Annotated in this window: 24 protein-coding genes; 7 read left to right on the top strand and 17 right to left on the bottom strand. The window is 62.3% G+C overall.

Annotated elements, in window-relative coordinates:
* Window positions 1-2: 2 nt before the first annotated feature.
* Genes IAQ70_RS14435 through IAQ70_RS14420 form a run of 4 tightly spaced genes read right to left on the bottom strand, consistent with a single transcriptional unit; the run spans window position 3 to window position 3,998 of the window.
* Complete coding sequence (locus IAQ70_RS14435; RefSeq protein ID WP_190989999.1) at window positions 3-749, bottom strand: SDR family NAD(P)-dependent oxidoreductase; 747 nt, start codon at window positions 747-749, stop codon at window positions 3-5.
* Window positions 746-1,555: an amidohydrolase family protein gene (locus tag IAQ70_RS14430; protein ID WP_190989998.1), complete on the bottom strand. Its 810-nt coding sequence runs from the start codon at window positions 1,553-1,555 to the stop codon at window positions 746-748. The genes IAQ70_RS14435 and IAQ70_RS14430 overlap by 4 nt, the downstream gene beginning before the upstream one ends.
* Window positions 1,552-2,706, bottom strand: coding sequence for an acyl-CoA dehydrogenase family protein (locus IAQ70_RS14425; protein WP_190989997.1), 1,155 nt, complete (start codon window positions 2,704-2,706; stop codon window positions 1,552-1,554). The genes IAQ70_RS14430 and IAQ70_RS14425 overlap by 4 nt, the downstream gene beginning before the upstream one ends.
* A complete protein-coding gene (locus IAQ70_RS14420; RefSeq protein ID WP_223860075.1) occupies window positions 2,703-3,998 on the bottom strand; it encodes an aldehyde dehydrogenase family protein in 1,296 nt (431 codons plus the stop codon). Before IAQ70_RS14420 ends, IAQ70_RS14425 begins: the two co-directional genes overlap by 4 nt.
* Before the next feature lie 380 nt (window positions 3,999-4,378).
* Here IAQ70_RS14420 and IAQ70_RS14415 point away from each other — a divergent pair, with 380 nt between their 5' ends.
* The 4 genes from IAQ70_RS14415 to IAQ70_RS14400 all read left to right on the top strand — a co-directional run bounded on the left by IAQ70_RS14415 (window position 4,379) and on the right by IAQ70_RS14400 (window position 7,523).
* The gene (locus IAQ70_RS14415; RefSeq protein WP_190989995.1) at window positions 4,379-5,602 is read left to right on the top strand and encodes an acyl-CoA dehydrogenase family protein; all 1,224 of its coding nucleotides are present in this window, start codon (window positions 4,379-4,381) and stop codon (window positions 5,600-5,602) included.
* Between the two features lie 4 nt (window positions 5,603-5,606).
* Window positions 5,607-6,596, top strand: coding sequence for an acyl-CoA dehydrogenase family protein (locus tag IAQ70_RS14410; RefSeq protein WP_190989994.1), 990 nt, complete (start codon window positions 5,607-5,609; stop codon window positions 6,594-6,596).
* Window positions 6,597-6,901: 305 nt separating this feature from the next.
* Window positions 6,902-7,285: a hypothetical protein gene (locus IAQ70_RS14405; protein WP_190989993.1), complete on the top strand. Its 384-nt coding sequence runs from the start codon at window positions 6,902-6,904 to the stop codon at window positions 7,283-7,285.
* Window positions 7,286-7,304: 19 nt separating this feature from the next.
* Window positions 7,305-7,523: a hypothetical protein gene (locus IAQ70_RS14400; protein WP_190989992.1), complete on the top strand. Its 219-nt coding sequence runs from the start codon at window positions 7,305-7,307 to the stop codon at window positions 7,521-7,523.
* A gap of 282 nt (window positions 7,524-7,805) precedes the next feature.
* Here the strand turns inward: IAQ70_RS14400 and IAQ70_RS14395 are convergent, their stop codons facing one another.
* From IAQ70_RS14395 to IAQ70_RS14335, 13 genes are all read right to left on the bottom strand, one after another.
* The gene (locus IAQ70_RS14395) at window positions 7,806-8,549 is read right to left on the bottom strand and encodes an SDR family NAD(P)-dependent oxidoreductase (RefSeq protein ID WP_190989991.1); all 744 of its coding nucleotides are present in this window, start codon (window positions 8,547-8,549) and stop codon (window positions 7,806-7,808) included.
* Window positions 8,534-9,151, bottom strand: coding sequence for a nuclear transport factor 2 family protein (locus IAQ70_RS14390; protein ID WP_190989990.1), 618 nt, complete (start codon window positions 9,149-9,151; stop codon window positions 8,534-8,536). The genes IAQ70_RS14395 and IAQ70_RS14390 overlap by 16 nt, the downstream gene beginning before the upstream one ends.
* Complete coding sequence (locus tag IAQ70_RS14385) at window positions 9,148-9,882, bottom strand: NADPH-dependent F420 reductase (RefSeq protein WP_190989989.1); 735 nt, start codon at window positions 9,880-9,882, stop codon at window positions 9,148-9,150. Before IAQ70_RS14385 ends, IAQ70_RS14390 begins: the two co-directional genes overlap by 4 nt.
* Window positions 9,879-10,649, bottom strand: coding sequence for an ABC transporter ATP-binding protein (locus IAQ70_RS14380; RefSeq protein ID WP_190989988.1), 771 nt, complete (start codon window positions 10,647-10,649; stop codon window positions 9,879-9,881). Before IAQ70_RS14380 ends, IAQ70_RS14385 begins: the two co-directional genes overlap by 4 nt.
* A complete protein-coding gene (locus tag IAQ70_RS14375) occupies window positions 10,646-12,478 on the bottom strand; it encodes a branched-chain amino acid ABC transporter ATP-binding protein/permease (protein ID WP_190989987.1) in 1,833 nt (610 codons plus the stop codon). The genes IAQ70_RS14380 and IAQ70_RS14375 overlap by 4 nt, the downstream gene beginning before the upstream one ends.
* On the bottom strand, window positions 12,475-13,350 hold the full coding sequence (locus tag IAQ70_RS14370) for a branched-chain amino acid ABC transporter permease (protein WP_190989986.1): 876 nt from the start codon (window positions 13,348-13,350) through the stop codon (window positions 12,475-12,477). Before IAQ70_RS14370 ends, IAQ70_RS14375 begins: the two co-directional genes overlap by 4 nt.
* Before the next feature lie 6 nt (window positions 13,351-13,356).
* Window positions 13,357-14,580: an ABC transporter substrate-binding protein gene (locus tag IAQ70_RS14365; protein WP_190989985.1), complete on the bottom strand. Its 1,224-nt coding sequence runs from the start codon at window positions 14,578-14,580 to the stop codon at window positions 13,357-13,359.
* An 80-nt stretch (window positions 14,581-14,660) separates the two neighbouring features.
* Window positions 14,661-16,733 (bottom strand): hydantoinase B/oxoprolinase family protein, encoded by a 2,073-nt coding sequence (locus IAQ70_RS14360; protein WP_190989984.1) that lies wholly within the window; start codon window positions 16,731-16,733, stop codon window positions 14,661-14,663.
* A complete protein-coding gene (locus tag IAQ70_RS14355; protein ID WP_190989983.1) occupies window positions 16,730-18,916 on the bottom strand; it encodes a hydantoinase/oxoprolinase family protein in 2,187 nt (728 codons plus the stop codon). The genes IAQ70_RS14360 and IAQ70_RS14355 overlap by 4 nt, the downstream gene beginning before the upstream one ends.
* Window positions 18,913-19,374: a Zn-ribbon domain-containing OB-fold protein gene (locus tag IAQ70_RS23390; protein ID WP_407682595.1), complete on the bottom strand. Its 462-nt coding sequence runs from the start codon at window positions 19,372-19,374 to the stop codon at window positions 18,913-18,915. The genes IAQ70_RS14355 and IAQ70_RS23390 overlap by 4 nt, the downstream gene beginning before the upstream one ends.
* Before the next feature lie 46 nt (window positions 19,375-19,420).
* Window positions 19,421-20,623, bottom strand: coding sequence for a thiolase C-terminal domain-containing protein (locus IAQ70_RS14345; RefSeq protein ID WP_190989981.1), 1,203 nt, complete (start codon window positions 20,621-20,623; stop codon window positions 19,421-19,423).
* A gap of 446 nt (window positions 20,624-21,069) precedes the next feature.
* Entirely contained in the window at window positions 21,070-21,573 is a 504-nt protein-coding gene (locus IAQ70_RS23385) for a Zn-ribbon domain-containing OB-fold protein (protein WP_190989980.1), read from the bottom strand.
* Window positions 21,574-21,575: 2 nt separating this feature from the next.
* A complete protein-coding gene (locus IAQ70_RS14335; protein WP_190989979.1) occupies window positions 21,576-22,763 on the bottom strand; it encodes a thiolase family protein in 1,188 nt (395 codons plus the stop codon).
* A gap of 915 nt (window positions 22,764-23,678) precedes the next feature.
* Between IAQ70_RS14335 and IAQ70_RS14330 the strand changes: the two genes are divergently transcribed.
* The 3 genes from IAQ70_RS14330 to IAQ70_RS14320 are packed head-to-tail and all read left to right on the top strand — an operon-like array spanning window position 23,679 to window position 26,396.
* Complete coding sequence (locus tag IAQ70_RS14330) at window positions 23,679-24,632, top strand: ABC transporter substrate-binding protein (protein WP_190989978.1); 954 nt, start codon at window positions 23,679-23,681, stop codon at window positions 24,630-24,632.
* On the top strand, window positions 24,629-25,510 hold the full coding sequence (locus IAQ70_RS14325; RefSeq protein WP_223860072.1) for an ABC transporter ATP-binding protein: 882 nt from the start codon (window positions 24,629-24,631) through the stop codon (window positions 25,508-25,510). The genes IAQ70_RS14330 and IAQ70_RS14325 overlap by 4 nt, the downstream gene beginning before the upstream one ends.
* Window positions 25,503-26,396, top strand: a complete 894-nt coding sequence (locus tag IAQ70_RS14320; RefSeq protein WP_190989977.1) for an ABC transporter permease — start codon at window positions 25,503-25,505, stop codon at window positions 26,394-26,396. Before IAQ70_RS14325 ends, IAQ70_RS14320 begins: the two co-directional genes overlap by 8 nt.
* Window positions 26,397-26,618: the final 222 nt, after the last annotated feature.

The following is a 26,618-nucleotide window of genomic DNA, read 5'->3' as shown; positions in this document are numbered from 1 at the left end:
TTTCAGCTCCCGGGCAGTCGTGTGGCGGCGTCAAGGCGAATCGTCTCGCCGTTGAGCATGGGGTTTTCAATGATTTGGGCGGCGAGGAGACCGTACTCGTCGGGCCGCCCCAAACGGTTCGGGTGTGGAATGGAGTCCGAGAACCGGTCGAATGTGGAGGATGGAAGCCATGTATCGAACAGGCCGGGCGCAATAGTGCAGACCCGGATCTGACGGCTGGCGAGCTCGCGCGCTGACGCCAACGTCAGTCCAACGATTCCGGCTTTGGAGGCTGCATACGGAACCTGGCCGATCTGACCTTCGAAGGCGGCAATCGACGTAGTGAGGACACACACTCCCCGCTCGCCGTCGATGGGCTCGGCCGCCGCCATAGTCTCAGCGGCCAGCCGAAGGACATTGAAGGTGCCGAGCAGATTCAGCTCTGCTGTCGCCCTGAAGACGTCCAGAGGCAGAGCCTTGCCGCCCTCATCCAGGATTGCCGCTTTACCTGGACCGCCGGCACAGTGCACCACAGCGCGCAATGGGCCACGGCTGTCCGCCGCCGCCATAGCCGCCCTAACCTGGCCATCGTTGGTCACGTCCGCAGGAACGAACTGCCCCGACACCTCAGCTGCAACCTCAGCGCCCCTGGAGGCAGGTAGATCCAGCACGGTGACATATGCGCCGAGCGAAGTGAGCCTCTTCACCGTGGCGAGACCCAGGCCGGACGCTCCACCGGTCACCAGGATTGACGCGCCGTCGATCTTCACCGTGAAACTCCTACGGCCGGCTGGATCTTGAGCAGACGCGCCAGATTGCCGCCCAGGACACCTTGTTCCTCCTCCGCCGTCAGACCAAGCTCACGGATCGCCGCGATCTCCGTCGCGGGATCAGTCATCGGCCAATCGGAGCCGTACACGATCCGGTCGGCGCCGTGGCGGCGGATAATGCTCAGGATCCGCTGACGCGGAAGGTCTCCCATGGACGGCGGCCATGACGTCTCCAAATGAATATCAGCGCCGACCGACCACTTCTCGGCCTCGTCCAGGACCTGGTAGCCACCAAAGTGCGCAGCGATGAAGCGAAGTCCAGGGATGCCAGCAATAAGCGTTTGGAGGTGTTCCGGCGCGCCGCGGCGATTCTGCTCATCGTCGCCGCCTGACCCGACGTGCGAGATCACCGGGATGTCGTTCTCGGCCAGAGCAGTCAGGATCTCCCGCGTCTTCGGGCCGGCGAAGTCGACGGTCTGGAACAGCGGGTGAAGCTTGACCCCCACCACGCCGTTCTCGCGCAGGGCCGTGAGGTTCTCCTCTACCGTGAGATCGGGGTGGACGGTGCCGAACGGGATGAATCTCGTGCGGTCCACCTTGCCGATGAACTCGTTCGTCCGCCATACAGTGCGCGCCACGTTCGCGACCGCCAACGTCAGCGCCATGTCTATTCCTGCCCCGTCCATGGTGCGACGAAGCCCCTCGAGCGTACCGTCGTGCATGGGGTCCAGGCCTACTGGGCGGTCCTCCAGCACCTTGCGGGCGATCTCATCTGGCCAGACGTGGCAGTGCGCATCGATGATCATGCGCCGTGGTTCCTGATCAGTTGCTTGGAGAGTGCGTCCAGCAGAACCTCGGTCGCTCCCTCGTAGACCCGCATCGGGCGTGCGGCCCGGTAAAGTCGCTCGATCCTGGCGCCACGGACGAGGCCGAACCGGCCCATGACCTGCACGCTGCGGTCGACCACTCGGCCCGCGACCTCGGTTGCGCCGATCTTGGCCATGGACGAGAGGTAGAGGCTGCCGGTTGCGTCGACAGCCGCAGCACGCGCGACCTGATAGGTGAACGCGCGGGCCATCTCTATCTCGGTCCAGGACATTGCCAGCATCTGGGGCACCGGCCCCAACCGCGCCAGCGGCCCGCCAAACTGCTCACGGGTGGTGGTGTGCTCCAGCGCGTCATCGAGAGCAGCCTGGGCAGTGCCGATCGCGGCGCCTGCCACCGAGACCCGGAAGGTCGCCAAGGTCGCCAGCACAAGTCCGAACCCCTTGCCGGGGAGGCCCAGCCTATGGGAGGCCGGCACGCGGACGGAGTCGAAGTCAATGTCACCGAGCACGTGCGGGGCGATGATCTGGTGCGGACGGCTGGTGGTTACCCCGGCCGTATCGGCCGGGACCAGGACCAACGAGAATCCGAGGACGCCGTCGATCTCCTCCTTGCCCAGGACGCAGTAGTAGCTGGCATCGCCGGCGTTGGTGATGAAACTCTTCCGGCCAGTCACGATCAGCTCGTCATCGTCCGCAACGATCGTCGTGCTGAGCGCCTTGAGATCGGACCCGACGTCGGGTTCGGTCAGCGCCAGAGCGGCAATGGCATCCATCGAGGCGACCCGCGGGAGCCACGCGCTCTTGATCTCATCCGAACCTCCGACCGAGATCGCATAGCTGCCGATGCCCTGCATCGCAAACAGCGAATCCAAATGGCTGGATCCGGCGGCGAGCTGTTCACGCACGACGGTCACGGCTAGCGAGTCGGGAGTGTCGAAATGTCCGCCGTAAGCTGCTGGGACCTGCACGGCCGCGAGCCCGCTCATCCTGAGGAGGTCAAGCACTTCAGGATCGATGGAGTCGCTCTCATCGGCGCGCTCAGCCAACGGCGCGCACTTGTCTGCCAGGTCCCGCGCCCTGGCCTGCAGCTCAAGGTACCGGTCCTCGAGGCCGGGGAATGCCCCGCTCACAGCTTTACCGCCACGAATTTGGTTTGCGTGTAATGATGAAGCGCTTCCATGCCCTTCTCTCTGCCGTAGCCACTGTTCTTTACCCCTCCAAAGGGTCCTTCAACTAGTCCGGTCAGCCAGTCGTTGACATACACCTGGCCTGCTTCCAGCTGTGCCGCAACGCGGTGGGCACGCGAGACGTCCCCGGTCCACACGCCGGCGGCGAGGCCGAATTCCGAGTCGTTCGCGATCGCGATCGCCTCCTCCTCGGAGCTGAACCTGAGCACGGCCAGCACCGGGCCGAACACTTCCTCGCGGGCGATCCTCATGTCATTCGTGACGTCGGTATACACCGTCGGCTCGACAAGCCATCCGCTACCGGTTACGGCACCCCCCGCGGCAAGGGTCGCTCCATCCTCACGGGCGACGTCAAAATAGGATTGGACCTTCGCGTATTGGTCGCCGGTGGTCATCTGGCCGTAAGACACACCAGGCTCAACACTGCCGACCTGCTCAAGCAGGAGTCGCACGAACTCGTCGTGGACCTCGTTGGCGACCAACAGCCGGGTTCCCGCGCTGCAGATCTGGCCGGCATTGGCGGTAAAGGCCCGGACTGCACCGGCCGCAGCGTCACGCAGGTTGGCGTCGGCGAACACGATGTTCGCGGACTTCCCGCCAAGTTCCAGGGTAAGCGGGAGCACTCTGTCCGCTGCAACCCGGCCGATCTCCCTGCCAGCACGGAGCGAACCGGTGAATGCCACCTTGCGGATGTCCCTATGCTCGATGAGGGGCTGGCCTGCACCCACTCCCGTTCCGGTGACCACATTCAGGACACCATCGGGCAGACCCACTTCCGTGGCAATCCGCGCCAATTCGAGCGTCGTCGCCGAAGTGAATTCGGACGGCTTGACCACCACGGTGTTGCCGGCGAGTATCGCTGGGGCGACTGCTCGGGCCGCCTGATTGAGCGGAGCATTCCACGGTGTTACTACACCGATGACGCCGAATGGCTCATTCCGCGTGTAGCCGTGCATTCCCTCGCCGAGATCGATGACCTCTCCGGACGGTATATTCGCCAGCCCTGCGTAGAAGTCGAAGTACATCGCGGCGGCTTCGATCTCACGAAGCGACTGCGGAGCGGGCTTACCAGCCTCGGCACCCTCCAGCTGCGCGAGGAGCTCGCGGTTGGCACGGAGCGCATCCGCGATCTGCGACAGCAGCTTTCCGCGAACGCCGGGCTTGAGCGCACGCCAGGTTGAGAAGCCGATCTTCGCCGAGGTGACGGCGGCGTCGACGTCGGAAGCGTCGCCCAAGGCGATCTCCGCGACGGCCGAGCCGTCCCAAGGGGATGTCGACGTTGCATATTCGCCCGATCCGGGCGGTAGCTCTCGGCCTCCGATCCAGTGATCGTAGCGGCGGCTCACTGGGCTGACTCCAGCTGTAGGGACCTCATCGTCATACTAAACATGCACCCAGCATGCCCCACAAAGTTTTTTTGGTCAACCAACAATGTTTCTCTTCCCTTCACCGACAATGTCAGGTAATACTGGCTGAGGGCCCGAAAGTCGCTTCCCGAGGAAGTCGACATCTGCGCGGCCTTCGACCGGCTGCCAAGCGCTCCGTGTCGAGTGACGGACTTCGTGTGGAACCACATGTCCGTCCGGTCAGAGCTGATCAGCAAGAGAGTTGAACCATGGATTTTGAGGACACCCCTGAACAAGAACGTTTCCGTACAGAGGTACGAACGTTCCTTGCCGAACACGAAACAGAGCTCGATCACGGCGACGGCGCCTACCTTGAGGAGCCCGGAATCGACCGGATCAACTCGCTGCGGAAGACGCAGGCCGTGTTGTTCGACGCCGGGTTAATCGGTCTGACGTGGCCGCGAGAGTACGGCGGCGGAGACGGGACCAATGCCCAACAAGCTGTCGTCAACGAAGAGCTGCACCGCGCCAGGGTCGCCGGCCCAGTGGGCCACGTCGGTCTCGGCATGTGCGGACCTACAATCCTGGCTCACGGCAGCGAAGACCAGAAACAACGCTATATCCGCCGGCTCCTCCGCGCCGACGACATCTGGTGCCAGCTGTTCAGTGAGCCGGGAAGCGGCAGCGACTTGGCCGCGTTGCGCACCAAGGCCGTCCGCGAGGGAGACCGCTGGCGCATTCAGGGCCAGAAGGTCTGGACCACACTCGCCCAGCACTCGCGGTACGGAATTCTGCTGGCGCGTACCAACCCGGAAGCTCGCAAGCATCGCGGGCTAACCATGTTCGTTATCGACATGGCGGCACCAGGGGTGACGGTCCGGCCGCTCCGCCAGATGAACGGCCACGAAAGCTTCAACGAAATCTTCCTTGACGACGTCATGATCGATGATGCCGAACGTCTTGGCGACATCGACGATGGCTGGCGTGTGGCGTTGACGACCTTGATGAACGAGCGGATGGCCGTGGGTGGCGGCGGTGGTGAGATCGGAATCCGCAGCGACGCACTCATTGCGCATGCTGCGGTCCGGCTTCCTCAGCTTCCCGCCGAACGCCGCCCCCTCGCCTATGAGGCTCTGGGACGCGTTCTCGTCGAATCGCTCGCTGCCCGCTACACCGGCTACCGGCTCCAGACCGGCATCGAAAAGGGGGCGAGCCCTGGACCTGAGGCCAGTGCCGGCAAGCTGACTGCCGTGCGGGTCGCTCACGCCACAGCTGACCTTGGGCTCCGCTTGCTCGGCGAAGACGCGGTCTTCAGCCGATCACGCGACGGCGACTGGCGCTGGGCAACGTCCCAGGCATCAGTTCCCGGCATCGCAATCGCCGGCGGCACCGACGAGGTCCTTCGGAATGTGCTCGGCGAACGCGTCCTGGGCCTTCCCCCTGACAAGCCCCGTTCGCAGGAACCCGCGACGGCCAAGACGAACGACAGGTAGCACCGTGAATTTCGACATCGATGACGAGCAGCGCAACTTCGCCCAGCACGCCCGCAAATTCTTCTCTGAGCACGCTGGAACTGCTGCCGCGAGGGCCCTGCTGGACGAGCCGGGCGAACCTTCCCCGGGAAGGGAGCTGCTCACAGAGCTAGGATTCTCTTCACTGACGATTCCCGAGGAGGCGGGCGGAGTCGGCTCGGAGCTGCTGAACATGGCGCTGGTCGCCGAGCAGGCGGGCCGCCAGCTGGCCGGACCATCCCTCGCGACGGCAGCCCGCGTCGCTGTGCTGCTTGAAGGCCGCAACGATCTCCTCGAAGACGTCGCCACAGGCCGCATCGCCGTCGCCGTCGTGGACGGTTCACCCGAGGCCTCCGCACCGTCAATGGACGTCACGTCCGCCAGTCACTTCCTCGCTCTGGACGGCGACGACCTTATCCTCGGACCCGGCACTGTCAGCGTCGGCGAACCCATCGACGCTACGCGGGGCGTCGGCACGGTGGGCATGCACTTGGCTGAAACCGCCCGGGTCGGATCTGCCGCTCAATGGGAGAAGGCGAAGCTTGTCGCGTGCACGATCCTCGCGGCAGAAGGGCTGGGCGCCGCCGAGCGGGTCGTCGAGCTCGCCATTGAGCACGCCAAGAGCCGGGAGACCTTCGGACGTCCGATCGGCTCGTACCAATCGGTCAAACACCGGATTGTGGACGACTGGGTAGCAATCAACCAGCTACGCTCATTGGTTTGGTGGGCCGCCTGGGCTGCCGACCACGACCCCGGTAAGTTTCCTATCGCCGCCTCCGCGGCAAAGGCTTACTGTGCCGCCACCTTCGAGACCGCTTGCGAAACGCTTGTCCACGTGCTAGGCGGCATCGGTTTTACGTGGGAGCACGACGCGCACTTGTACTGGCGACGGGCGAAAGTCGACCGGCTCCTGCTCGGCGATGAAACAGAACACCTCACATTGGTGGCGCGGAGAAGCCTTTCGAACGTGGCCTGAGCAGCAACGCATAGTCGCCCGGGCGGGAGATCCCGTCCGGGCCGCTTTCGTTGCGCCGCTTCTGGCCCTTCGCAGTTAAGCCTTCCTGGTCTGTGGGCCCGGCAGAGGTCATTGGCGATCGGTGTTGTTGAGACCGAAGACCGGGCCACCGAGGGCGTGGAGAAGGTTGCCTCCGAAGACGCCGTTCGCAGCTGACAGCAATTATCGGGAGGGGCGCCCGGTTTGAAGGGCCACCCCGGACTCCCCTCCGGCGTACCTGGAGCATCCCAAAGAACAAAGAATTTGAACATCTGAAGGACACATCTATGACCACCATCTCCTCCGACCTTGCCCTCACGGTCACCGGCACACACCGTTTCGCTGGAACGGAAGCGTCCGCGCACGTGTCGCGGGACGAATCCCCCGCAATGATCCCGCCGTTGATCCTTGAGCTTTCCGCCACGATCAGCCGCCGGGCTGCGCTCCTGAATGCGTCATCGAGTGACCCTGTTCAAAGCTCCGACGACTTGGCCGCCCTCGCGTGGATCCGGCAATCTCTGGAAGACATTGAAGCCACCATCATTGGGCTGTCGGAAGCAAACCACCGTCATTCTGCGGCAATCAAGGCTCCTGTTGACCACGCCGGCGGGCTGCGACGCCTCCCCTCGACGCCAGAACATCTGGCGTCCTCAATACTGATCACCGCCTGAGAGTAAAGGATTCATCACCATGCACGCAGCACCCCGCTGTCTCGTCGTAGCCGTTCAAACCCGGACGGAACTGGACGCCGCCCTGGATGAAGCGGTGGACCTCCTGCAGCCCGCGGCGATTACCGAACAGGTTGGCATCTCGGTGACGCGGCTCGTCCCGGGCCGCTATGAAGCCCGCCTGAACAGCAACGTTCCCCCGGGTCTGACCATCGAAAAGTGGGGGAACGAGCCGCGATGAGCGGGCGGCAGGTAGTCGTCTCCGCTGCGCCGGCCAGCAGCTTGTAAAAAATGGTCTGCCCCCTGCCCGCCGGGTCGGCTGCTCGCTATGCACCGCCGTTCTCGGCGCAGGGCCGAAAAACGGGTTGAAGAGTCGCTGACAGAATGCGAAATCTTCCTCGCCCTGGCCCGCGGCCACCGGGATCAACGGCCCAACATTCTTAAATGCGAAGAGCCGCTCCGCCAATGAACTGCAAATCGAAACGCGTGGGGCGGGCGAATTAGCCCGCGCCCCGAGTTCTGCTTAGATGTAGTAGCCCCCGTTAATGGGGATGTTCTGCCCGGTCATGAACCGGGCACCGTCGCTCACCAGGAAGGTGATCACCGGGGCGATGTCACGGTCGGGATCGCCGAACTCGCCGCCCAGCGGAACCTTCTGCCGCATGAGCTCGGCGTACGCTGCCTTCTCCTCATCGGACATCTTGTTTCGGTGTTGCTCGACCATAGACGTCGCGGCAGAGGGATGGATCACGTTGGCACGGATGCCGAAACGTGCCCACTCCACAGCGATGGTCCGCGTCCATGCGGTGACAGCTCCCTTGGACGCAGAGTAGGCGGCACCGCCCGGATAGGCGGTGAGCGCCGCTGAGGATGCGAAGTTCAGGATGCAGCTCCGGTCGCCCTTTTTGAGGTGCGGGAAGGCGGCCTGGTTTGTCAGCATGGGCCCCCTTGCGTTGATGTCCATCGCCCGTGACCATACTTCGTCAGTGAGTTCCTCAGCGGGACCTTGTACGAGGATCCCTGCCACGTGGACCAGCGCGTCGAGTCCGCCCATCTCACTGGCTGCCGAGTCCACCGCCGAGAAGACCTGCTCCCGGCTGGTCACGTCGCACGGGAGGAAGCCCGCGCCCGCCTGCTCGGCGACCCTCCTGCCGGGTTCTTCGGCCATGTCGAGCGAGAAAACAGACGCTCCCGCGCCCGTAAGCGAGCGCACGCAGGCGGCACCCACGCCGTTCGCGCCTCCGACAACAATCACGCGCTTGTCCATTGGGATCCTTTCACTCGAGTGGAGTCTTCCGGCTCCGCCCGCCAGTCATCAGAATAGGTGGGGTCCTGCGGGAAAAGGGCGCCGAAGTTGGACGTCCCTGGGATCCCGAACAACTCGGCGTAATCCGCTTCCGGAGCTAGCCGCTGGGCGGCATCCCAGACGCACGTCCTCGCAAGTACCTTCCACGCGCCATCACGTCGCTCACACAAATCCCGATAACGCCCGCAGAGGACGTCTGTTGGGCCACCGTCGGTGAGAACTTTCATGTAGATGAACGCGGTTTCACGTTTAGCCTGATCGCCGTTGAACTCAATCAGCATGTTGGTGACGTAATGGCTGGCTTTATAGGAGGCCTCCTTCTGAACCGAGCACGCCCATTCGCAGAAGTCGTGGGACAGGCCAACGTACATGCCATGGTCCTCGGTGGACTCGGGCCAGAAGGTGGACTTCATAAGATCGGGCTCCTTACGGTCCATGCCCCGGCAATACCGGACCATGTTCTCATAAAGCTCCTGCTTGGCGATCAAGATGCGAAGTTGTTCCCGTTCTGCTGCCCAGGCCGAGGCATCGTCACCGCCCAGTGGTGTCGTTGCGGCGCTCACAGATAGACCTCACGGCTCAAGCGCAGAAGATCGTCGTTACTGACCTCTCCCCCAAGGCCCAGCATCCTCGTGACCATGAGGTCACGGCGCTCTGCCAGCCTTGATCGATCGGCGGAAGCCAACGCACGTCGTAGTTCCGCGGCGTCGAGTTCTGTGCAGTACGCCGGGGTTCCGGGCTGCTGCCGCCATGAATCCGCAATCCCTCCGGAGTCCACGGCGTCGAATCCGGTGGCCTCCACGAGATCCATGGCGATCGCCTTCCCCGTCGCGTCGTCACCGGCGACCGCGAGCGCGATACGCCCTGGCATACCCACCGCCGATGCCTTCGTCGCAAAGCTTCCCGCGAGGATGTTGTTCCACGCCTTGATAATGGGGCGTCCCAGTTGGTCGGCCACCCAGGTGCTCTCGACCTCACCCGCCCCGACCCCGGCAATGACGCCGTCCTTGAACGGAAAATAGTTCGAGGTGTCGATGATGACGGCATCGCCGGGGGCAAAGGCAAGGTCTTCGCGGAGGGATGGCAGTTGGGGGAAGGGGACCGAGGTAATTACGACGTCGGCCCCTGTCACGGCGGCGCGCACATGCGCGGCGGTCGCTCCGGCGGCCGCCGCGAGGTCGCGGATCGTCTCGGGACCACGCGAGTTCGCCAACTGCACGGCGTGGCCGGCCGCGCTCAGGCGTGCGGCGATCGTTCCGCCGATGCGGCCCGCTCCAAGAATTCCTATTCTCATCGTTTGCTCAGGTCTTTTCTGGTCCGTTCAGCGGGAATCGTTGAAGAGTCCTGCTTCCCAAGGTAGGCAGCATGAAGCTGAGCGTTGTCGACCTCAGAAGCCGGGGCATCGATGACTACACCGCCTTGCTGGAGGGCGATCACGTGGTCTGCCACGGACATCGCCTGGCCCACCAGCTGTTCGACGAGCACAATAGCCATGCCCTCTGCCTTGAGTCTCTCGATGCTGCGCAAGAGTTCTGCGACGATGATCGGCGCAAGCCCCGCACTGGGTTCATCGAGGAGGAGGACCCGGGGCCCAGACATTAGCGCCTGTGCGATGGCGAGCATTTGCTGCTGTCCGCCCGAAAGCGACCCGGCCTTGGCGTCGCGTTTGTCCATCAGGATCGGGAACCGCTCGTAGGCGCCGTTGATCGCACTGCGGCGATCCGATCGGCGGAGCCGATAGCCGCCCAGTTGAAGGTTCTCATCGACCGTCCGTTTGTGCAGCACCCGCTTGCCTTCCTGGACCAGAGCCAGGCCCGCTGCCGAGCGGGCATGGGCGGGTGCCTTCGTGATGTCCTTTCCGTCGAGCTGAATTGAGCCGGCCCGCGCAGAAACTAGTCCCGCAATGGTGGACAGCAGCGTGGTTTTGCCTGCTCCGTTGGCGCCGAATACCGCAGTCACGGCGCCCTGCCGGGCGGCGAGATGAATATCCGAGATGACTCCAATATCGCCGTACCCTGCGGCCAGTCCGGATACTTCGAGGACGGTGGACGGGTTGTTCATGATGACTCCTCGAATGCGCTGACAGTGGTAGCCAGATCTGCGTGGGAGAACTCTTCCCCAAGGTAACTCCGGGCCACCGCCTTGTCCTGCTGGATCATTGCTGGATCTCCGTGCGCAATCAGTTCTCCGCGTTCAAGAACATAGATGGAGTCGGCGATGTCGCAGACCAGTCGGAAGTTATGCTCGACGAGAATCACAGTGCCGCCGGCATCGCGCACTGCAAACAGCAGCGTCCTGAGCCGCTCCAGATCCGCCGGGTCAAGGCCGGATGCGACCTCATCCAACAGGAGTACCGATGAACCGGTGGCGAGGGCACGTGCAACCTCGAGCATGCGACGGTCACCCAGCGAGAGGCTTCTTGCGAGTGCACGGGCCTGCCCGCGCAACCCCGTGGCTGCCAGCCAGGTCATTGCCGCCGATATGCCGCGGCGCTCGACGGCCCGATAGGCGGGCAACCGCAGCATGGAGGGCAAAATGCCGGAATAGTCGTGGACATAACGCCCCACTTCCACTGCTTCCTCTACCGTCATGGACGAAGGCACGATGGGCGTCTGGAAGGTACGGGCAACCCCCTTTCTTGCGGTCTTCGCCGCTCGCCCCAACGGCAAAGGTTCGCCGTCGAGCCGGATCTCTCCTTCGTCGGCGCGGTAAAAGCCAGAAACGATGTTGAGCAGCGTGGTCTTGCCCGACCCGTTGGCTCCGATCAATGCCGTGATTTCACCCGGCTTCGCCTCGAGTGACACTCCGTTCAGGGCACGGTTTCCGCCGAAAGACTTGGATATCGAGTCGACGACGATCGAGCGCCTGGGGAGATCGGGGACATCGGCCTGCTCAACGACGTCCCGGTCGCCAGCGGGTTTGGTACCCCAGTGGCGAATCCGAAGCTTCAGGGCGTCAACGCTGTTCTTGAGTCGCGTGTTCGTCAGAAGCACTCCACCGATTACGAGGAATCCACCGAACACAATTTCCGCGTAGTGGTCGAATGCCCCGAACTGCTGGGGCAGCACGGTGATGATCGCAGCTCCGACCACTGCTCCATACACTGTCTCGGCGCCGCCAAGTACAGCGGCGGCGATGATAAGAATAGCCGCCGCAAAGGTGAAGTAGTCGGGAGCGATGAACCTGTCAACGAAGACGAAGAGGCTGCCCGCGACCCCGGCCGGAATGGCGCCAAGCGTATATGCGGTAATTTTCAGTCTGCGAACGTTCAGCCCGAGACTTGAGGCCAGTACAGGGCTTTCCCGCATAACGCGAAGCGCGGACCCATGCCTAGAGGTAACCAGGTTGCGCATCAGGGCGAGCCAAAGAACCATGCAGACCATCACCACAACGTAGAACTGGTTGTCGTTCAGCTCGATCCCGAACAGTACCGGACCCGGAATGCCGATCAGCCCTACGGCCCCCCCGGTCTGCTCCGGAAACAGCTTGACGATCTGGGGGATCATGATGATCAGGAAGAACGAAGCCATTGCAACACCCCAGCCGCTGACCCGCAACGCGGGAAGCGAGGTCAGCAGGCCTAGTCCGGCGGCGGCCAGCGCAGAGACCAGGAGGGCGATCGAAAGGTCGTATCCCTGCGTCACCATAAATCCTGTGACGTAGGCTCCCAGTGCATACACCGCCAGCTGCCCGATGGCCAGCTCTCCACCGTAGCCCCAGGCCAGATTGAGGCCGCTCACAGAGAGCGCGAGGATTGCCACCAGCATCCACAGGCGCAGGTCCCCGGGCCGGGCGCCGAGCCATGGTGCCAGGATCAGGATTCCGGCTGCGAGCAGGGCGACGATCCAGAGACGCCGCCCATTCAGGCCAACCCGATTCAGGACCTTCATACTGTCCTCTCTATCTTTTGTCCGAAGAGTCCTTCGGGTTTTACCAGCAGGACGATCAGCAACACCGCGAACAGCACCGGGGTCGAGAATTCACTCCCGAAGTATCGGACGGTGAGAGATTCGATCGGTCCGATCACCAAGCCACCCACCAGGAGTCCCGGGAAGGAGCCCATACCGCCAACAATGAGAACAAGGAAGGCTTTCAGTGTTACCACGGCTCCGATGGTCGATACCGCGAGAGTTTGGGTTCCCACGATGGGCCCTATCGCCCCGGCGATGGCACCGGCGCCTGCCATCGCCAGGATCGACAAGCGGTTGACGTTGATTCCCCGAAGGGTTGCGGCTACGCGGTCCTCGGAGATCGCAAGCGCAGCTAGCCCGCTCAGGGTGAAGCGGGACCATGCCCAGACCGACGCGCATACGACGACGGCCACGATCACAAGGATCAACGCATCGACGGTGATTCTGCCACCCAGAACGGTGATGACCTCAGCCGAGACGAACGCGTTGACCGGGCGTACGTTGGTGCCCCAAATCGTGACAACGATGCCAGTGATGATGGTGGAGACCCCCACGGTGGTGACCAGTTCACCGTGAAGGCCTTTGCCCGCAACGGGGCGGATGGCGACGAGCTCGGTAGCCAGCCCGACCGCTGCACCGATGAGGGCTCCGAACACCATGACGAGCGGGGTGGGAAGCTCCGCCACCACCCCGAACTGGTACGCGAGAAATGTAGCAAGCATGACCTTCGCGGCCTGCGCAAAATTGAAGGCTCCCGAAGTGATGAGCACGATATTATAACCGACTCCCACCAATATGTAGATCGAACCGAGAACCAGTCCTGTTAGTAGTGCAGTTTCCACGATGGTCATGCCCTCCTATTTCTGCAGTTGGAACTGGCCTGCGACCATTGGCGAGACTGGGATCAGGCTGAACAGTTCCGCGTCTTCGCCCGCTCCGATGTGCACGTCTTTGGTCCAGCCGATGTTGTCGGTAAGGGCCAGCGCGTATTTCTTCCCCTCGCCGGACTCCATGGCGGTCCGGACCTTATCGACGTCGGTCGACTTGGTTGCCTCAACGGCGTTTGCATAGGCCAGGACCGTGTCGTAGGCCAGCGCGTAGAGATAAAGGCCGGAGGAGATGGAGACGTTGGCCTTGTTGAGCGTCTGGATTAGGTTTTTGACGGCAGGACGGTCAGCGGCGGTCGTCTGGACTTTGTATGACATGAGAGTGACCCCCTCCTTCTGATCTGCACTTACCGTCTTCGACATGTCGTTGATGGTGGTGGAGGCATCACCGTAGAAGGGCACGTTGCCCATGCCTGCCTTGACGCGGCTCGCAAGGATGTAGGCGGGGTGCACAAAGTCGTTGAAGACGACCGCGTCGGGGCCCTTGTCGCGGATTCGCGCCAAGGGGCCGTCCATCTCGACTGCGTCGGGCTCGTAGGATTCCGGTATTACCGTAAGTCCTGCCCCTTCGAACGTCTTTTTGTACTGACTGCTCAGTGCCTCACCGAAGGCCCCTTTTGCGGTCAGGACACCAATCGTCTTGTGCCCCTTCTCCTTCAAATTTCGAAGGAGGAATTGAGCCTGGGCCTCGTTGCCTACACCGGCGCTGAAGCTGTATGGGAAGGTTGAAGCCTCTCCGATCTGTGGTGCCGAGGCGTTGTTCAACGCGATGACCTTTTCGCGAGTGGTGAGGCTGAGCATGGCAAGGGTCTCAGAGCTTGTGCTGCCTGCCCAGACGAGGTCCGGTGCGCCATTGCGCAGGCGATTCTGCAGGTTGGAGACAGCTTTCGTCGCCACGCTCTCGTTATTCTCAACTTCCAGCTTCATCGGACGCCCGAGCAGGCCGCCCTGGTCGTTGACCGTGGCGACGGCTGCGTTGATACCGGCCTCAATCGAGGAGGCAAAGCTGGCGCTGGCACCCGAGCGCCCCAGGCTGGCATAGAGGACGAAATCCGCTTTGCCGCTTTCGTTGGTGCTGCTGGCGCTCGTGGCCGCACACCCGGTCGCTGCAACACTCATGACAGCCATAAAGCTGATCGCCGTAACGAGACGACGACGCCATCCAATCTGACGACTATTTGTTTTGTTCTTCATTGAACTACTCCTTAGTTTTTGGGCATATTGGTAGAACGCGGATACTTTCCGACGTTGGGTTTTCAGTAAACCGAGGAGGGTTAGCGCTCCCAGGCGGTCCAGCGGGCGGGGCTTGATTCGAAGCTCCTGGTCTCGCCGGCTACCGCAACTTCCGTGTGCAGGATGTGACCGGTCATTGGATCCAGGTAGCTTCGCGTCTCCACTCCGTCGACGACGGGTACGCGGAGGACAGGGCAACCTTCGGTCCAGTGAGCGGGTGAATGTGCCAGCACCGCGCCGGACCGGATGCTGACAGCTACTCCCCCGCGCTGCTCCACACCGGGCGTGATCGGGTGGGAAGCCACCGATCGCAATTCATCGGGGTCAACATCCTTCGGCTGAACCGCAGCAGGCTCAGCCTGCCGCAGCCGCTCTTGAAGTAGCTCCGGCCGTCCGGAAGCCGTGCGGGAATAAGCATCCACGCCGTAGACCTCGCTGGCCTCCTCGGCCGTGATGCGTCCAGTCTCCACATCGTGAAGCACCGCCGCAACGTCACGGTCCAGCGGATCGCCCCAGCCCCCGCCGCCGGCGGCCCTCACCGAGTAGCTGTGGCCTTCGGGCAGCGCGAAGCCCTGGGTGAGGGTGCTGATTCGCGCCCCTACCCCTTCGGGATCTCGCAGTTCGATCCTCGTCGGACGTCCGGGCGCACCTCCGGCCGTTCCGACCAGAGGGACAAGTCCGTGCCCGCCGATGCTGGAACCGGTCAGAAGCGGGGAACCAGCAACGGTGAACTCCAGGTCGACTCCGGAACCGCCACGGAACTCGCCAGCACCGCTAACCCCAGTCGAACGGCGGCGGTGGGTGAACCGAAGCGGGTACCAGGACTCGCTGACCTCAACATCATTCGTCTCGATCGAGGCAGTTGAGCCGAGCAGATAGAAGCTGAAGTCGGTGCCGTCGCGGTCGTTGCCTGCCGGCGACCCGGCGGCGGTTCCGTCGACCATGATCCATGAATCGGTGTTCCCGGTCAGACCCTGTCCGTGAAAGGTAACCACCGTGTTGGCCGACATCGCCTGCGAACTGGACAGGAACGGCCGGCTTGGGCTCTCCGGCGAAGCTGCGACCGCCTGATGGAAGGTCCGCTGGGCCGCTTCGCTCGCATCGTGTGACGCCATCAGGTGTGCGGCACCGACGGGAGCGGGGTGCGTACAGTTCACAATGCTTCCCTCAGGGCAGTACACGTCCAAAGCGTCGTAGAACCCCTGGTTGAGCGGAAGATCGCGCCCCATCATGCGCCGGAGCTCCACCCCGATCTTCCCCTTGACGATGTACGTCTTGGTGTTGAAGAAGTGGGTGGTCTGGTCGGCAGCCCCGGTGAAGTCGAACCGGATCGAGTCTCCGGCTACCGTCGTCGTACATGGAATACGGAACCGCTCTTCATTCCACTCTGTCCAGCTGGTTGACCGGTAGACCCCGTCCTCCAGGATTTCGAGTTCCCGCCGGACTGCCGCCTCCGTGCGACGGTTGAGCTCGTCGAAGCCCGCCTGCAGCGCGTCGGGTCCAATTTCCTCGGCGAGTTCCTGAACCTTCGCGGCTGCGATATCGACACCCGCGCACAAGGCACGGATGTCCATCTCGACCAGGTCTGACATGCGGACGTTGTTGAGCAGGATGCTCCAAATATCCTTCTGCTCAACTCCGCGGGAAGTGATCTTTACGGGGGGCAACCGAAGCGCCTCCTGGTAGGCCTCTGTGGCAGCTGGCGCGAACGAGCCCGGAACCATGCCACCCACGTCCACAACATGGGCAGAATTAGCCATCCATGCGACGAGCCGACCCGCTGCGAACACCGGCCGCATGATGAACACGTCCTGAGCGTGCAGTCCGCCTCCGCGGTGCGGATCGTTGGCCAGGAAGACGTCGCCGTCGTAGATCTCAGAGCCGTGCTCTTTAAGGACGCCCTCGATCGCGTTGGTGGCCGCGAAGAAGTGGTACGGAATATGTCCGCCACCGGTAACCAGGCGGCCAACGCCGTCGAGCATGGTGCACGAGTAGTCGCCGCCCTCGACCACGAGTGGGCTTACTGCCGTGCGGCGGATGGTCACGGCGCCTTCGGCGCAGAAGGCCTCCAGTTGGTGCCGCATGACCTCAAGTGAGATGTTGTCGAGCGTCATGAGGAGGTCACGTCCATTCTGAGGGAACGCCGCTCACCCGTTGCAAGGGTCGCGCCGTGTGGGATAAACACTGTGGAATCGATGTCGTCCGCGAGCGGTGAAGAGCTCATGTCCAACCTAAGGGAGCGGCGCTCCCCCATTGTCAGGATGGCGCCACGTGGGATGAACACTGTGGTGTCCACATCATCGGCGAGCGCGGGGCCCTCTACCCAATCACCTGGCACGAGGTCGGGGGTCCGGTAGCAGGGCAGGTCCTGAGCGCCATCGCGGTCCAGATAGACCGAGCGATACGACGAAGGCGCCCGCGTGCCGCTCGATCTCGGCGACGTGTCAACCGGGAAAGTTGCCCGTGGGAGCCGGCCCGTTGCGACGGCCCGGAGGAAGGTCAGTTCGAGCGGCGTGTTGCGCCCAACGGCTCCCGCACCGTACCGGCTCGCGTAGATAGCGAGGAAAGCGTCGCGGACTGCGCTCGCGTCGAATTCAGTACCGGCTAGAGCCACCGATACTTCCGACGTCTGGCGGTAGAAGCGGACGCCAACGTCATACGTGACGATCCGATCGCTTTCGGCCACGCCGTCTTCGCCGACATCCTGAAAGACACTTTCCCCGAGACTGCGCAGATCCGTTGCGATGGTCTGCGCATCCGCCGCAGTCAGCAGCAGGCTGGCGGACTTGATCCTCTGGCGTCTGACATCGGCGGATGCTGCGCCGAAAGCGGACAGAACCGAGGCTGCAGGAGGGACGATCACTGTCGAAATGTTCGCCGCTGCGGCGATACTCCCCGTAAACAGGCCGCCGCTCCCTCCGTAGGAGATCAATGAGAGCCGTCGCGGATCGAGACCGCTGGAGCCAGCGTGAAGCTTTGTGGCCTTGGTCATCTCAGCGAGGGCGATCTCGCGGATGCCCCACGCCGCGTCTTCCGCGGAGAGACCGAGCTTTGCCCCCAGTTCACCGCACACACGCATTGATGCCGCGCGATCGAGGGTCATCGTGCCGCCGAGGAAACTGGCTGGGTCGATGTAGCCGAGAACAACGAGGGCGTCGGTGATTGTCGCGTCGGTGCCGCCGTTGCCGTAACAGGCCGGGCCGGGCCAGGCTCGGGCGGATCGAGGACCCACGCGAAGCAGCCCGCGGCCGTCGACCCACGCGATCGAGCCCCCACCGGAGCCGATGGAAAGGGTGTCGATGCGAGGCTGGGCGATGATCATCCCGTGCAGTTCGCCGCGCTCTGAGCGCTGCGGTTGCCCGCCGGCGATGACCGCCAGGTCAAAGCTCGTGCCACCCATGTCGCCGCAGATGGCGTCAGTCAGGCCCTCGTCCGCGCACACCTCGGCGGCTGCCATGACGCCGGCGGCCGGGCCGGAAGCGACCAGGACCACCGGGGACCGTCGCGCCTCTGCCAGGGTTACCGTTCCACCGCTGGTCTGGAGCAGCAGGAGCGGTACTTGAAGACCGTTTGACTTGAGCTCACCGGCCAGTGCCTCAATGCCGTCAAGCGCATTGCTGGTTACCGCGTTAAGTGCCGCCACCAAAGTCCGCTCGTATTCCCGGATACTCGGGTGGAGTTCGACGCCGCTGAACACCGGCATGTCGGGATATTCCCTGCGGATGTATTCGACAACTGCGAGCTCATTGGCCGGGTTCTTGAACGACCAGAGGAACGAGACCGCGATGGCCTCAATCTGATGTTCTGCGATGAGTTCGTCCACACGAGTGCGGACCTCGCCAAGGTCGACGGGTACGAGGACCGCCCCCTCCCGGTCCACACGCTCGTTGATTCCCACCACAGCGGAACGTTCGATCGGGCTCCACGGTGGAATCAGCCACCCGTTGGAAGACACCCTCCGGGATCGTGCCATGTCGAGCGTGTCCTCGAAGCCCACAGTCATTAGCAGGCCAGCCTTGACACCATGCTTCTCAACCAGCGCATTCGTGACTGCCGTGGTGCCGAGGCCGAATCGTGCGACCTGGCCGAGGAGGTCGTCGAGGCTCAAACCGATTTGCTCGGCCACGAGCTGGCAAGCGCCCATGACGCCCCGGCCGAAGTTCTGCGGATCCGTAGGGGATTTGGCCCGCCACAAGGACTTTCCGTCACCGCACGCGAGGTCCGTGAACGTTCCGCCGACATCGATTCCGATCGAGAACTGCCTCCTACCCGAATCCGACTGTTCACTGACACTCATTTAGTTCTCCTCGTTGTTTCGCATTCATGCAGGAACCCGTAGATCGTGATGTCCTGGGCCGCATCGAGCAGCACGGCGTTGACTTCCGTGCCTGGGATGAGGGCGTCGCCGCAACGGCAGACAATACGGCCGGGAAGCCGCACGCCCGCGTCCATGTCGACCACGCCGGATAGGTAAGGGGTCATGCCGCGCCAGGGCTCTGACAGGCTTATTCCACTGGCCGGTAACTTCGATACGGCCTCATGGGCCTGGATGGCCACATTGACGGTGCCTCGAGGTTCAATCGGCTCCCACGAGAAGTCACTGCTTAGACATTCGTGGCAGTTGGGCGAGATCGGGAAACGAAGGGTCTCACAGGAACCGCATCTTTGGAGCGAGAGCTGGCCGTGGTCCAACGAACTCCAAAACCCCGCGATGTCCGGATGGAGGTGCGGTGCTGGCCCTGCTGCCGCATCCACGCGAACCAGGTCGAATCGGACTGGATTCTCAGACTGCTTCACGTGGTTACCTCACTCCTTCGGTTGTCATGACCAGGGAGTCGCCCCAAGGGGTACCCCATTGCAACGCCTTAGCACCTTCGATCTGCCGCGCACCTGCCTCGCCGCGCAACTGTCGGACCATCTCGAGCATGTGTCCGTAGCCGTAGAGGTGGCCCTCTGCCAGGCTTCCCCCGGAAGTGTTCATGGGAAGTGGAGAGTCAAGGCCGATTCCGTACTCACGGCAATAGGCGGCGGCTTCTCCGGCACCCACGTATCCCCAGCGTTCTAGAGCCATCCAGATCTGGGACGAAAATGGATCGTAGGTGTAGAAACCATCCATGTCTTCTCGTCCGAGGCCGGCCATCTCAAACACCGGAAAGGTCTTGGGTGCGACGTAGTCGTAGGACTTGCCCACGCCTGCGCCCAGGCCGGGGCGAGAGAAGAAGACATAACTGTCTCGATTAGCCCGGATGCCTTGGATCCCCGCGATATGCACCATGGGCCGCCCGAGTTCGGCTGCGCGCTCCGGCGTAGTCACGATCAGGCAGGTCGAGGCATCCACCATTTCGCACATGTCCGACTGCCGGAGCGGGCCGAAGAGCTTGGGTTCTGCCAAGTACTGGTCGGTGGTCAGCGGCTGGTTGCGAAGGAGAGCCTGGGGATTGTTGCCGGCGAATGCCCGCTGGGTTACAGGAATCACGGCGAGATCGTCTTCCGTTGCACCATAACGGTCCATGTACTGCCTCGCGGCCAATGCTGCCCCTGCACCGGCGCCCGGTGTGCCGTGGACCGTCCAGTTTCCATAGGGGCCTCCTCCGTCGCGCATCGCCTCGTCCATGGAACCGCCGAGTGGTGAGATCATGGTGCCGAAATGGCGCGAGTAACCCTGACCGGCTACGTGGCTGTTGATGACCGCCACAACGTCGGCAACACCTGTGGACACGGCCATGGCAGCCTGCTGGATCGCGGTGGCTGTCCACCTGCCGTGGGTCCACAGCTGGCTTACCCAAGTAAGGTCTAAACCTGCAGCCACCACGAACTCGTCATAGTCAACGCCGCGCGGAGCGCCCCAGGCGGTCACCATGCCGTTGACATCGGCCTTCTGGAGGTTGGCATCCTTCAGCGCGGCGCGGAACGACTCGAACTGCAAGCGCAGCGGGCTGCGGCCGGGATCTTTCCCGATCACCTCGCTGGTGCCGAGACCAACCACACAAGCGCCAAATTTCACCGTAGCTCCTTTGCTGGAGTCCGAAGACATTCCGACGGACACTGTGGCGTATCACTTACTCGTGATGCGGACCACTTCGAATATAAGTGAACAGCCAACTAACTTTCTTGTCAACCCTTCGGCCGCCAAGGTAAATCAGGGGAAATCTAGTCAGTCTGATGCGGTTTGGCCTTCACCGCCGGTACGTGACAGACCATTGGGCGCGCTGGATCCTGCGAAGACGGCGCGCCCCTGTTCGGGTTCGCCAGCGTCACCCACGACGTCGGCAGCGGCGGCAAACCGGTATCGCATGCGGCCAGCCCTATAGCCCAGGCACGTGGGATCTGCTCCGTGGCTGGGGCTTGCTCTCGTAAGCAGCAAACCCCAGCCCTCGTCAATAAAACCCTGGACAGAGTCGGCCCTGCGAGGTGCCAGTGGGCGCAGGAATCCGGGTCCTGCGGTGATAGTTACGCTGGGGCGTCAACCTCAACAACACAGGTATGCGCAAAGCCATATACGGGAGTGCCATCCGTTGTCTCCAATATGACGCCCCGGACACGAGTTCCGGGGATTCGCGCCTGGTTGCAGTCGCAGATAATTCGTCCTGGCAGCCGGATGCCGCAGTCCATGTCAACCGCGCCGGTAATGTAGGGGGTCACGTCCTGCCATGGGGGCTCGAGGCCGATCCGCGGCATCCCTTCAGGAGCGCTGGGATTGAGGACTGCGACGTTTACCGAACCCCGAGGATCGATGACCTCCCAATCGTAGGAGGCGCTCAGGCATGTATGGCATCTTGGAGCCAGCGGGAACCTGAGCGTCCCGCAGGCCTTGCACCGTTGCAGAGAGAGCCGTCCGGCCGCAACCGAATTCCAGAACGGCGCAATTTCGGGATGGACGAGCGGAGGAAGACCACGCCCGCGCCCCTTCAGCGGAATAAGTGCCAAGTGATCTGCGGCTTCCTTAGTTGACATGTTTAGCCCCTCTGGTTCGTCAGGATGAGCGAGTCGCCCCAAGCATTGGCCCACTGCAACACGGTGGCATCGGTGACCTGTCGATCGCCGGCGGTGCCTCGGAGCTGCCGTGTCATCTCAATGAGATGGCCGTATCCGAAGAGGTGCCCCTCTGCGAGGAGGCCGCCGTTGGTGTTGATCGGCAATGGTGAATCGAGGCCGATGCCCCTCTCTCGGACATAGGACGCGGCTTCACCCTCCTTGCAGAACCCCCATCGCTCCATGACCATCCACACCATATGCGCGAACGGGTCATACAGGTAGAGCGCATCGATGTCGGCGCGCGAAACGCCCGCCATCTCGTAGACCGGAGATGTATCCGGCGCGATGTAGTCCGATGGGGCGCTGATACCGGAGCCGAGTCCCGGACGTGAGAAGAACACGTAGTTGTCCCTGCTGGCCCGAATCCCCTCAATCCCCGCGATGCGGACGAAGGGAACATCAAGCTCAGCAGCCCGGTCAGACGTAGTCACGATAAGACTCGTCGCTCCGTCAATCATGCGACAGATGTCAGGTGAGCGAAGAGGGCCGAGGATTTCGGGTGATGCCAGGTAGTCCGCCTCGGTCAGCGGATCGTCGCGCAGAAGTGCGAATGGGTTTCGGGCGGCATGAAGGCGGTGGCCGACCGCGACTGCCGCGAGATCGGCAGGGGTAGCACCGTATCTGTCCATGTACTGCTGAGTGACCAATGCCGCTCCGGTGCCGGCGCCAGGGCTTCCATGGATAGCCCATCCGCTGTACGGTCCGCCGCCGTCGCGGAAGCTCTCGTCGAGCCGGTTGTCGAGGCTGGTGAGGTGCCGCCCGTATCCACGCTCCGACACGTGGGAGTTGGTGACGGCGACATAGTCCGCCACGCCAGCAGACACGGCAAGTGCTGCCTGAGAAAGCGCGGAAGCCGTCCACCGCCCGTGCGACCACATTTGGCTGACCCAACGAACGTTCAGGCCGGCTGCAACCACGAACTCGTCGTAATCGACACCGGACGGTGCGCCGCGGGCCGTAATGATTCCGTCGACCAAGTCCTTGTCCAGACCAGCGTCCTCCAGTGACGCAGTGAACGCTTCGAACTGCAGCGCGAGCGGCGTTTGCCCGAGCTCCAGACCAACGGCATGACTGGTGCCTATGCCGACAATGCAGGCATCGATGGCCATAAATGTCCTTTCGGGAAGCAATGCTACCGATGCGAGGCAACAACATCGGCAGGGCTTGGGCGAGTGGCGTGATAAGCGTGCATCGCCTGTTACCCACCTAATAGTTAGTCAACCAGCAACATTAGTCAAGGGTTTATGTGTATGGCTAGCTGGCGTCTTCCAGTTTAGTGAATGGCCCTCAGCGAGCAGCCTGACGGAAAGTAGTTGACTGTTCAGTTATTTTTGCTAGTGTGGCCTCCATCACCGTCTTACCCGGGACTTCAAGGTCGATGTCCCGTTCTTCGCCCAGGTTGTGCCTGTAGACAGGTACAACCTGGACCACCTACTCGCCAACGCCATTGACCTCGATGGCATCAACGAAGGGGAAGAGTTTGCTCATCGAGGCGGCGTAGTCAGACGCTTTATCACCTACTTGGACTGACCCTGTCCAGAGGAACGACACCCAGCCGCCCATGCCGCGAGTCTGCGGGCTATCGGGCGAACCGCATCTTCGCCATGTTTCGGCGTCCTCACCCTGGGCCTCAAACGCCACGTAGTCGAGCTACATTGGCTGATGCATGTCCGGTGCGGGGCTTCCGTGGACAGACCATCCCACTGTGTGGCCCCGCTGTCGCGGAAGCTTTCGTCGCGCCGGCTCTCGAGGCTGGTGATGTGCCGCCCGTGCCGGCGCTCCAACGCGCGGGAGTCGTGATGACGACGTAGTCGGCCACCTCAGCAGACACAGCAAGTGCCGCCAGAAGTCCGCATAACGCCTTATTTTCTCCTCTTTTGAACCTATAGAAAGGGCAATTCATGAAGGATGGTTTTGTACCGTCAGTTAGCCGATTCGCTGGCCGGCCACTCGCGGCCGCGGTCGCGGCTGCTCTCCTTTTCACGGTCGCCGCCTGCGACGCCCGGGACCGGGCGGAGTCAGTAGTGGCGAAGGAAGATCTAAAGCCGGGCTTGGATCCGAACCCACTCGCTGAGCGCGTCACGCTAAAAGCCGCAACTGCCGGAAACGGCGAGGGCTATGCCGTCCTCACCCTGGCAGAAGCGATGGGCGAGTTCGAGAAGGAGAACATCGACGTACAGATCGAGGTCGTTTCCCCGGCCAGCACGATCTTCGCCTTAATGGCCCAAAACCGGTTAGACCTTGCCGTCACCGCCCCCTTCGCGGGCATGTTCAACCAAGCAGCTGACGGCTCAAACATCCGATTCGTGACCGGCGGAGGAGAAGTTGCCAAGGCCGCCGATGCGGGGTGGTGGCAGCGCCCTGGCGGTGATGGCACCACTTCTGCTTGCGATCTTAAAGGCAAGAGCGTTGCAATTCAGACTGGGGGCGAAGGAAATCCCCTTGCTGTTTCGCTGGACACCTACCTCAATTCATGTGAACTCTCGATCAAAGATGTGACTTTGGTAGAACTGACACCTCCCGAGACTGTCCAGGCACTCCAAAATGGAGCCGTTGAGCTGGGATCAGTGGCCCTGCCGTTCGCGAAGGCGTTGAAGGAGAGCGGTGACGCCGTCTTAGTGGCACCTTGGAACAAGGGGATCATCGGAACAATCATGGGCAACCTCATTGAGGACCGGCCCGAGGTTGCCCAGGCGGTTGTCCGCGCGATGCTTCGGACTGCCCGCACACACCTTCAGGGCAATTACTACAGCGATCCAGACGTCCTGACCGCGCTGTCAAAAATCATCGGCGTCGAGGAGTCCGTTCTGAAGGCCGGCGTGCCTCGGAATTTCGACCCCAATCTTGCGCCGCCGCTTGACTCAGTGGTGCCCTTGGAGGAGTTCTGGATCCGTGTTGGTGGACTGCTCAACTATGACAAGCCGCTCGGGGTTGACAAGATCACCGACTCCAAAGTTTTGGAATCGGTCCTCCGATGAATGATGCCATCTCGAAAAAGGGGTCTTTTGTGCAACCAGACACTGGTGCGATTGGTGGGTCAGGTGTGGGTACGATGCCACGACTGGAACCTAAAATTATCGCGACCGGAGTAGGCCGGACTTTTGCGTCGGCTAACGGCGCAATGAGGGCGTTTGGACCGCTCGACCTCACTATTAATGATGGTGAACTGGTCTGCATCGTCGGCCCATCGGGTTGCGGAAAATCAACGCTGTTGAAGATCATGGCTGACCTCCTTCGTCCTTCTGAAGGCACCATCGAAATTCGCAAACGTTCGGCACAGGTGCCGACGGCGATGGTCTTTCAGGATTACAACATCTTCCCTTGGAAGTCGGTTGCCGCCAATGTTCGCTTCGGGCTTGACTTGGCCCGGGTCCCAAAGAAAGTAGGGAAAGCGCGGGTTGAAAGTCTGCTGGCCCGCCTTGGCCTATCCGACTTCGCCAATGCATATCCTGGAACATTGTCCGGCGGGATGCGCCAGCGCGTTTCCATTGCACGGGCACTGGCCGTCGAACCCGAGGTGCTCCTCATGGATGAGCCGTTCGCAGCTCTAGACGCGCAGATGCGGCTGGTAATGCAGGACGAGTTGCTTGAGCTTTGGGAGAAAGATCGACGAACTCTCGTCTTTGTCACACACAGCTTGGAGGAAGCCATCCTTCTCGGGGACAGAGTCATCGTCATGTCGGCGAGGCCGGGCAGAGTCATAGCCGACTTCAGGATCCCATTTGAACGCCCCAGGCTGCCGGAGATCCGAGGAACCGCTGAATTCGCGGCCTTACAGGAAGAAATCTGGGGTCTGCTGCGCAGCGAAGTAGGCGGCAGACTACCGAAGCCGAACGAGGGGAACCAAGATGACTGATGTTGTACAAAGAAATCCGATACAGCGTGATCTGATGCCCGAGCCCACGTCCAAGGTCATCAGGCCAGCGGCAGCGGAATTGAATCCTCAGCAGTACCGCCGACGCAGGCGCTGGACGGAGACCGGCCTCGCATGGGTCGCACCAATCGTATTCCTCGCGAGTTGGGAGATTGCCGCACAGTCAGGATCGATTGACCGCGCTTATTTCCCGGCACCATCCCGCGTCCTTGCCAAAGCTGCACAACTCGCTACGGAAGGAGTCCTGTGGTCCAACTTGTCTGTGAGTCTGCAGCGCGTCCTCTTCGGCTTCATAATGGGAGTGATCGCCGGAACCATCATCGGGATGGTCATGGGTCTCTCCCGGCTTGTACGGGCGGCGCTGGACGGTGTCCTGACCGCTATGTACATGATCCCCAAGCTGGCGATCTTTCCCATCCTCTTGCTCATCTTCGGCTTGGGGGAAACGCCGAAAGTGCTGATGATCGGTATCACGATATTCTTCTTCACTTGGCTGCAGACGATGGCTGCTTTCAGCACGACTCCTCGCGGGTTTCAAGAAGCTGCACGGTCCTTTGGGGCATCCCGATTTCAGCGAATATGGCACGTTGAGCTCCCTTCCGCCTTGCCGGCCATGTTCGTCGCGCTGCGGCTGAACATCGGCGTCGCGATGCTCATGGTCGTAAGTATCGAGTTCGTGTCAGCGCGGGAGGGAATCGGCTGGCTGATCTGGAGTTCGTGGTCTCTCCTGGCTACGGCACAGATGTACGCAGGAATCATCACGGTGTCCGTGACAGGCGTGATGTTGACCTTATCGGTCAAGCTGCTAGGGAAGTGGCTGGTTCCGTGGGCAGCAGACAAAACGGGCCAGGCGGCTACGCCGTTTTAAAGCAGCAATGGGCCACACTTTTCTGCCGATATGGTCCAGTAGCCTTCTGAGTTGCCCCAATCACCAATGTCGTCGCGAGGCCCCTCGATGCGACAGTGCGGTCCGCTCTTTGAGCGGGCCGCCCTGGCGCATGCCTGGGCCATCCGCCCTTGTCGTGCTGAGGTTCGCATGGCTGCCTTGCGGAGTCGGCCGGCCGCGGCAGGTTTGAGTCCGAGTTTCTTG

Source organism: Pseudarthrobacter sulfonivorans, from assembly GCF_014712225.1.
Taxonomy (GTDB): Bacteria; Actinomycetota; Actinomycetes; order Actinomycetales; family Micrococcaceae; genus Arthrobacter; species Arthrobacter sulfonivorans.
The sequence above is the reverse complement of the archived record's forward strand: the minus strand, read 5'-3'. Positions and strand labels throughout refer to the sequence as shown.

Coding starts and splice junctions, on each gene's coding strand:
- IAQ70_RS14395 (WP_190989991.1), bottom strand. CDS start 8,549: ATGGACAAGCGCGTGATTGTTGTCGGAGGCGCGAACGGCGTGGGTGCC.
- IAQ70_RS14355 (WP_190989983.1), bottom strand. CDS start 18,916: ATGAGTGTCAGTGAACAGTCGGATTCGGGTAGGAGGCAGTTCTCGATC.
- IAQ70_RS23385 (WP_190989980.1), bottom strand. CDS start 21,573: ATGTCAACTAAGGAAGCCGCAGATCACTTGGCACTTATTCCGCTGAAG.
- IAQ70_RS14400 (WP_190989992.1), top strand. CDS start 7,305: ATGCACGCAGCACCCCGCTGTCTCGTCGTAGCCGTTCAAACCCGGACG.
- IAQ70_RS14360 (WP_190989984.1), bottom strand. CDS start 16,733: ATGACGCTCGACAACATCTCACTTGAGGTCATGCGGCACCAACTGGAG.
- IAQ70_RS14335 (WP_190989979.1), bottom strand. CDS start 22,763: ATGGCCATCGATGCCTGCATTGTCGGCATAGGCACCAGTCATGCCGTT.
- IAQ70_RS14375 (WP_190989987.1), bottom strand. CDS start 12,478: ATGAAGGTCCTGAATCGGGTTGGCCTGAATGGGCGGCGTCTCTGGATC.
- IAQ70_RS14320 (WP_190989977.1), top strand. CDS start 25,503: ATGACTGATGTTGTACAAAGAAATCCGATACAGCGTGATCTGATGCCC.
- IAQ70_RS14370 (WP_190989986.1), bottom strand. CDS start 13,350: ATGACCATCGTGGAAACTGCACTACTAACAGGACTGGTTCTCGGTTCG.
- IAQ70_RS14415 (WP_190989995.1), top strand. CDS start 4,379: ATGGATTTTGAGGACACCCCTGAACAAGAACGTTTCCGTACAGAGGTA.
- IAQ70_RS14365 (WP_190989985.1), bottom strand. CDS start 14,580: ATGAAGAACAAAACAAATAGTCGTCAGATTGGATGGCGTCGTCGTCTC.
- IAQ70_RS14385 (WP_190989989.1), bottom strand. CDS start 9,882: ATGAGAATAGGAATTCTTGGAGCGGGCCGCATCGGCGGAACGATCGCC.
- IAQ70_RS14380 (WP_190989988.1), bottom strand. CDS start 10,649: ATGAACAACCCGTCCACCGTCCTCGAAGTATCCGGACTGGCCGCAGGG.
- IAQ70_RS14325 (WP_223860072.1), top strand. CDS start 24,629: ATGAATGATGCCATCTCGAAAAAGGGGTCTTTTGTGCAACCAGACACT.
- IAQ70_RS14430 (WP_190989998.1), bottom strand. CDS start 1,555: ATGATCATCGATGCGCACTGCCACGTCTGGCCAGATGAGATCGCCCGC.
- IAQ70_RS14405 (WP_190989993.1), top strand. CDS start 6,902: ATGACCACCATCTCCTCCGACCTTGCCCTCACGGTCACCGGCACACAC.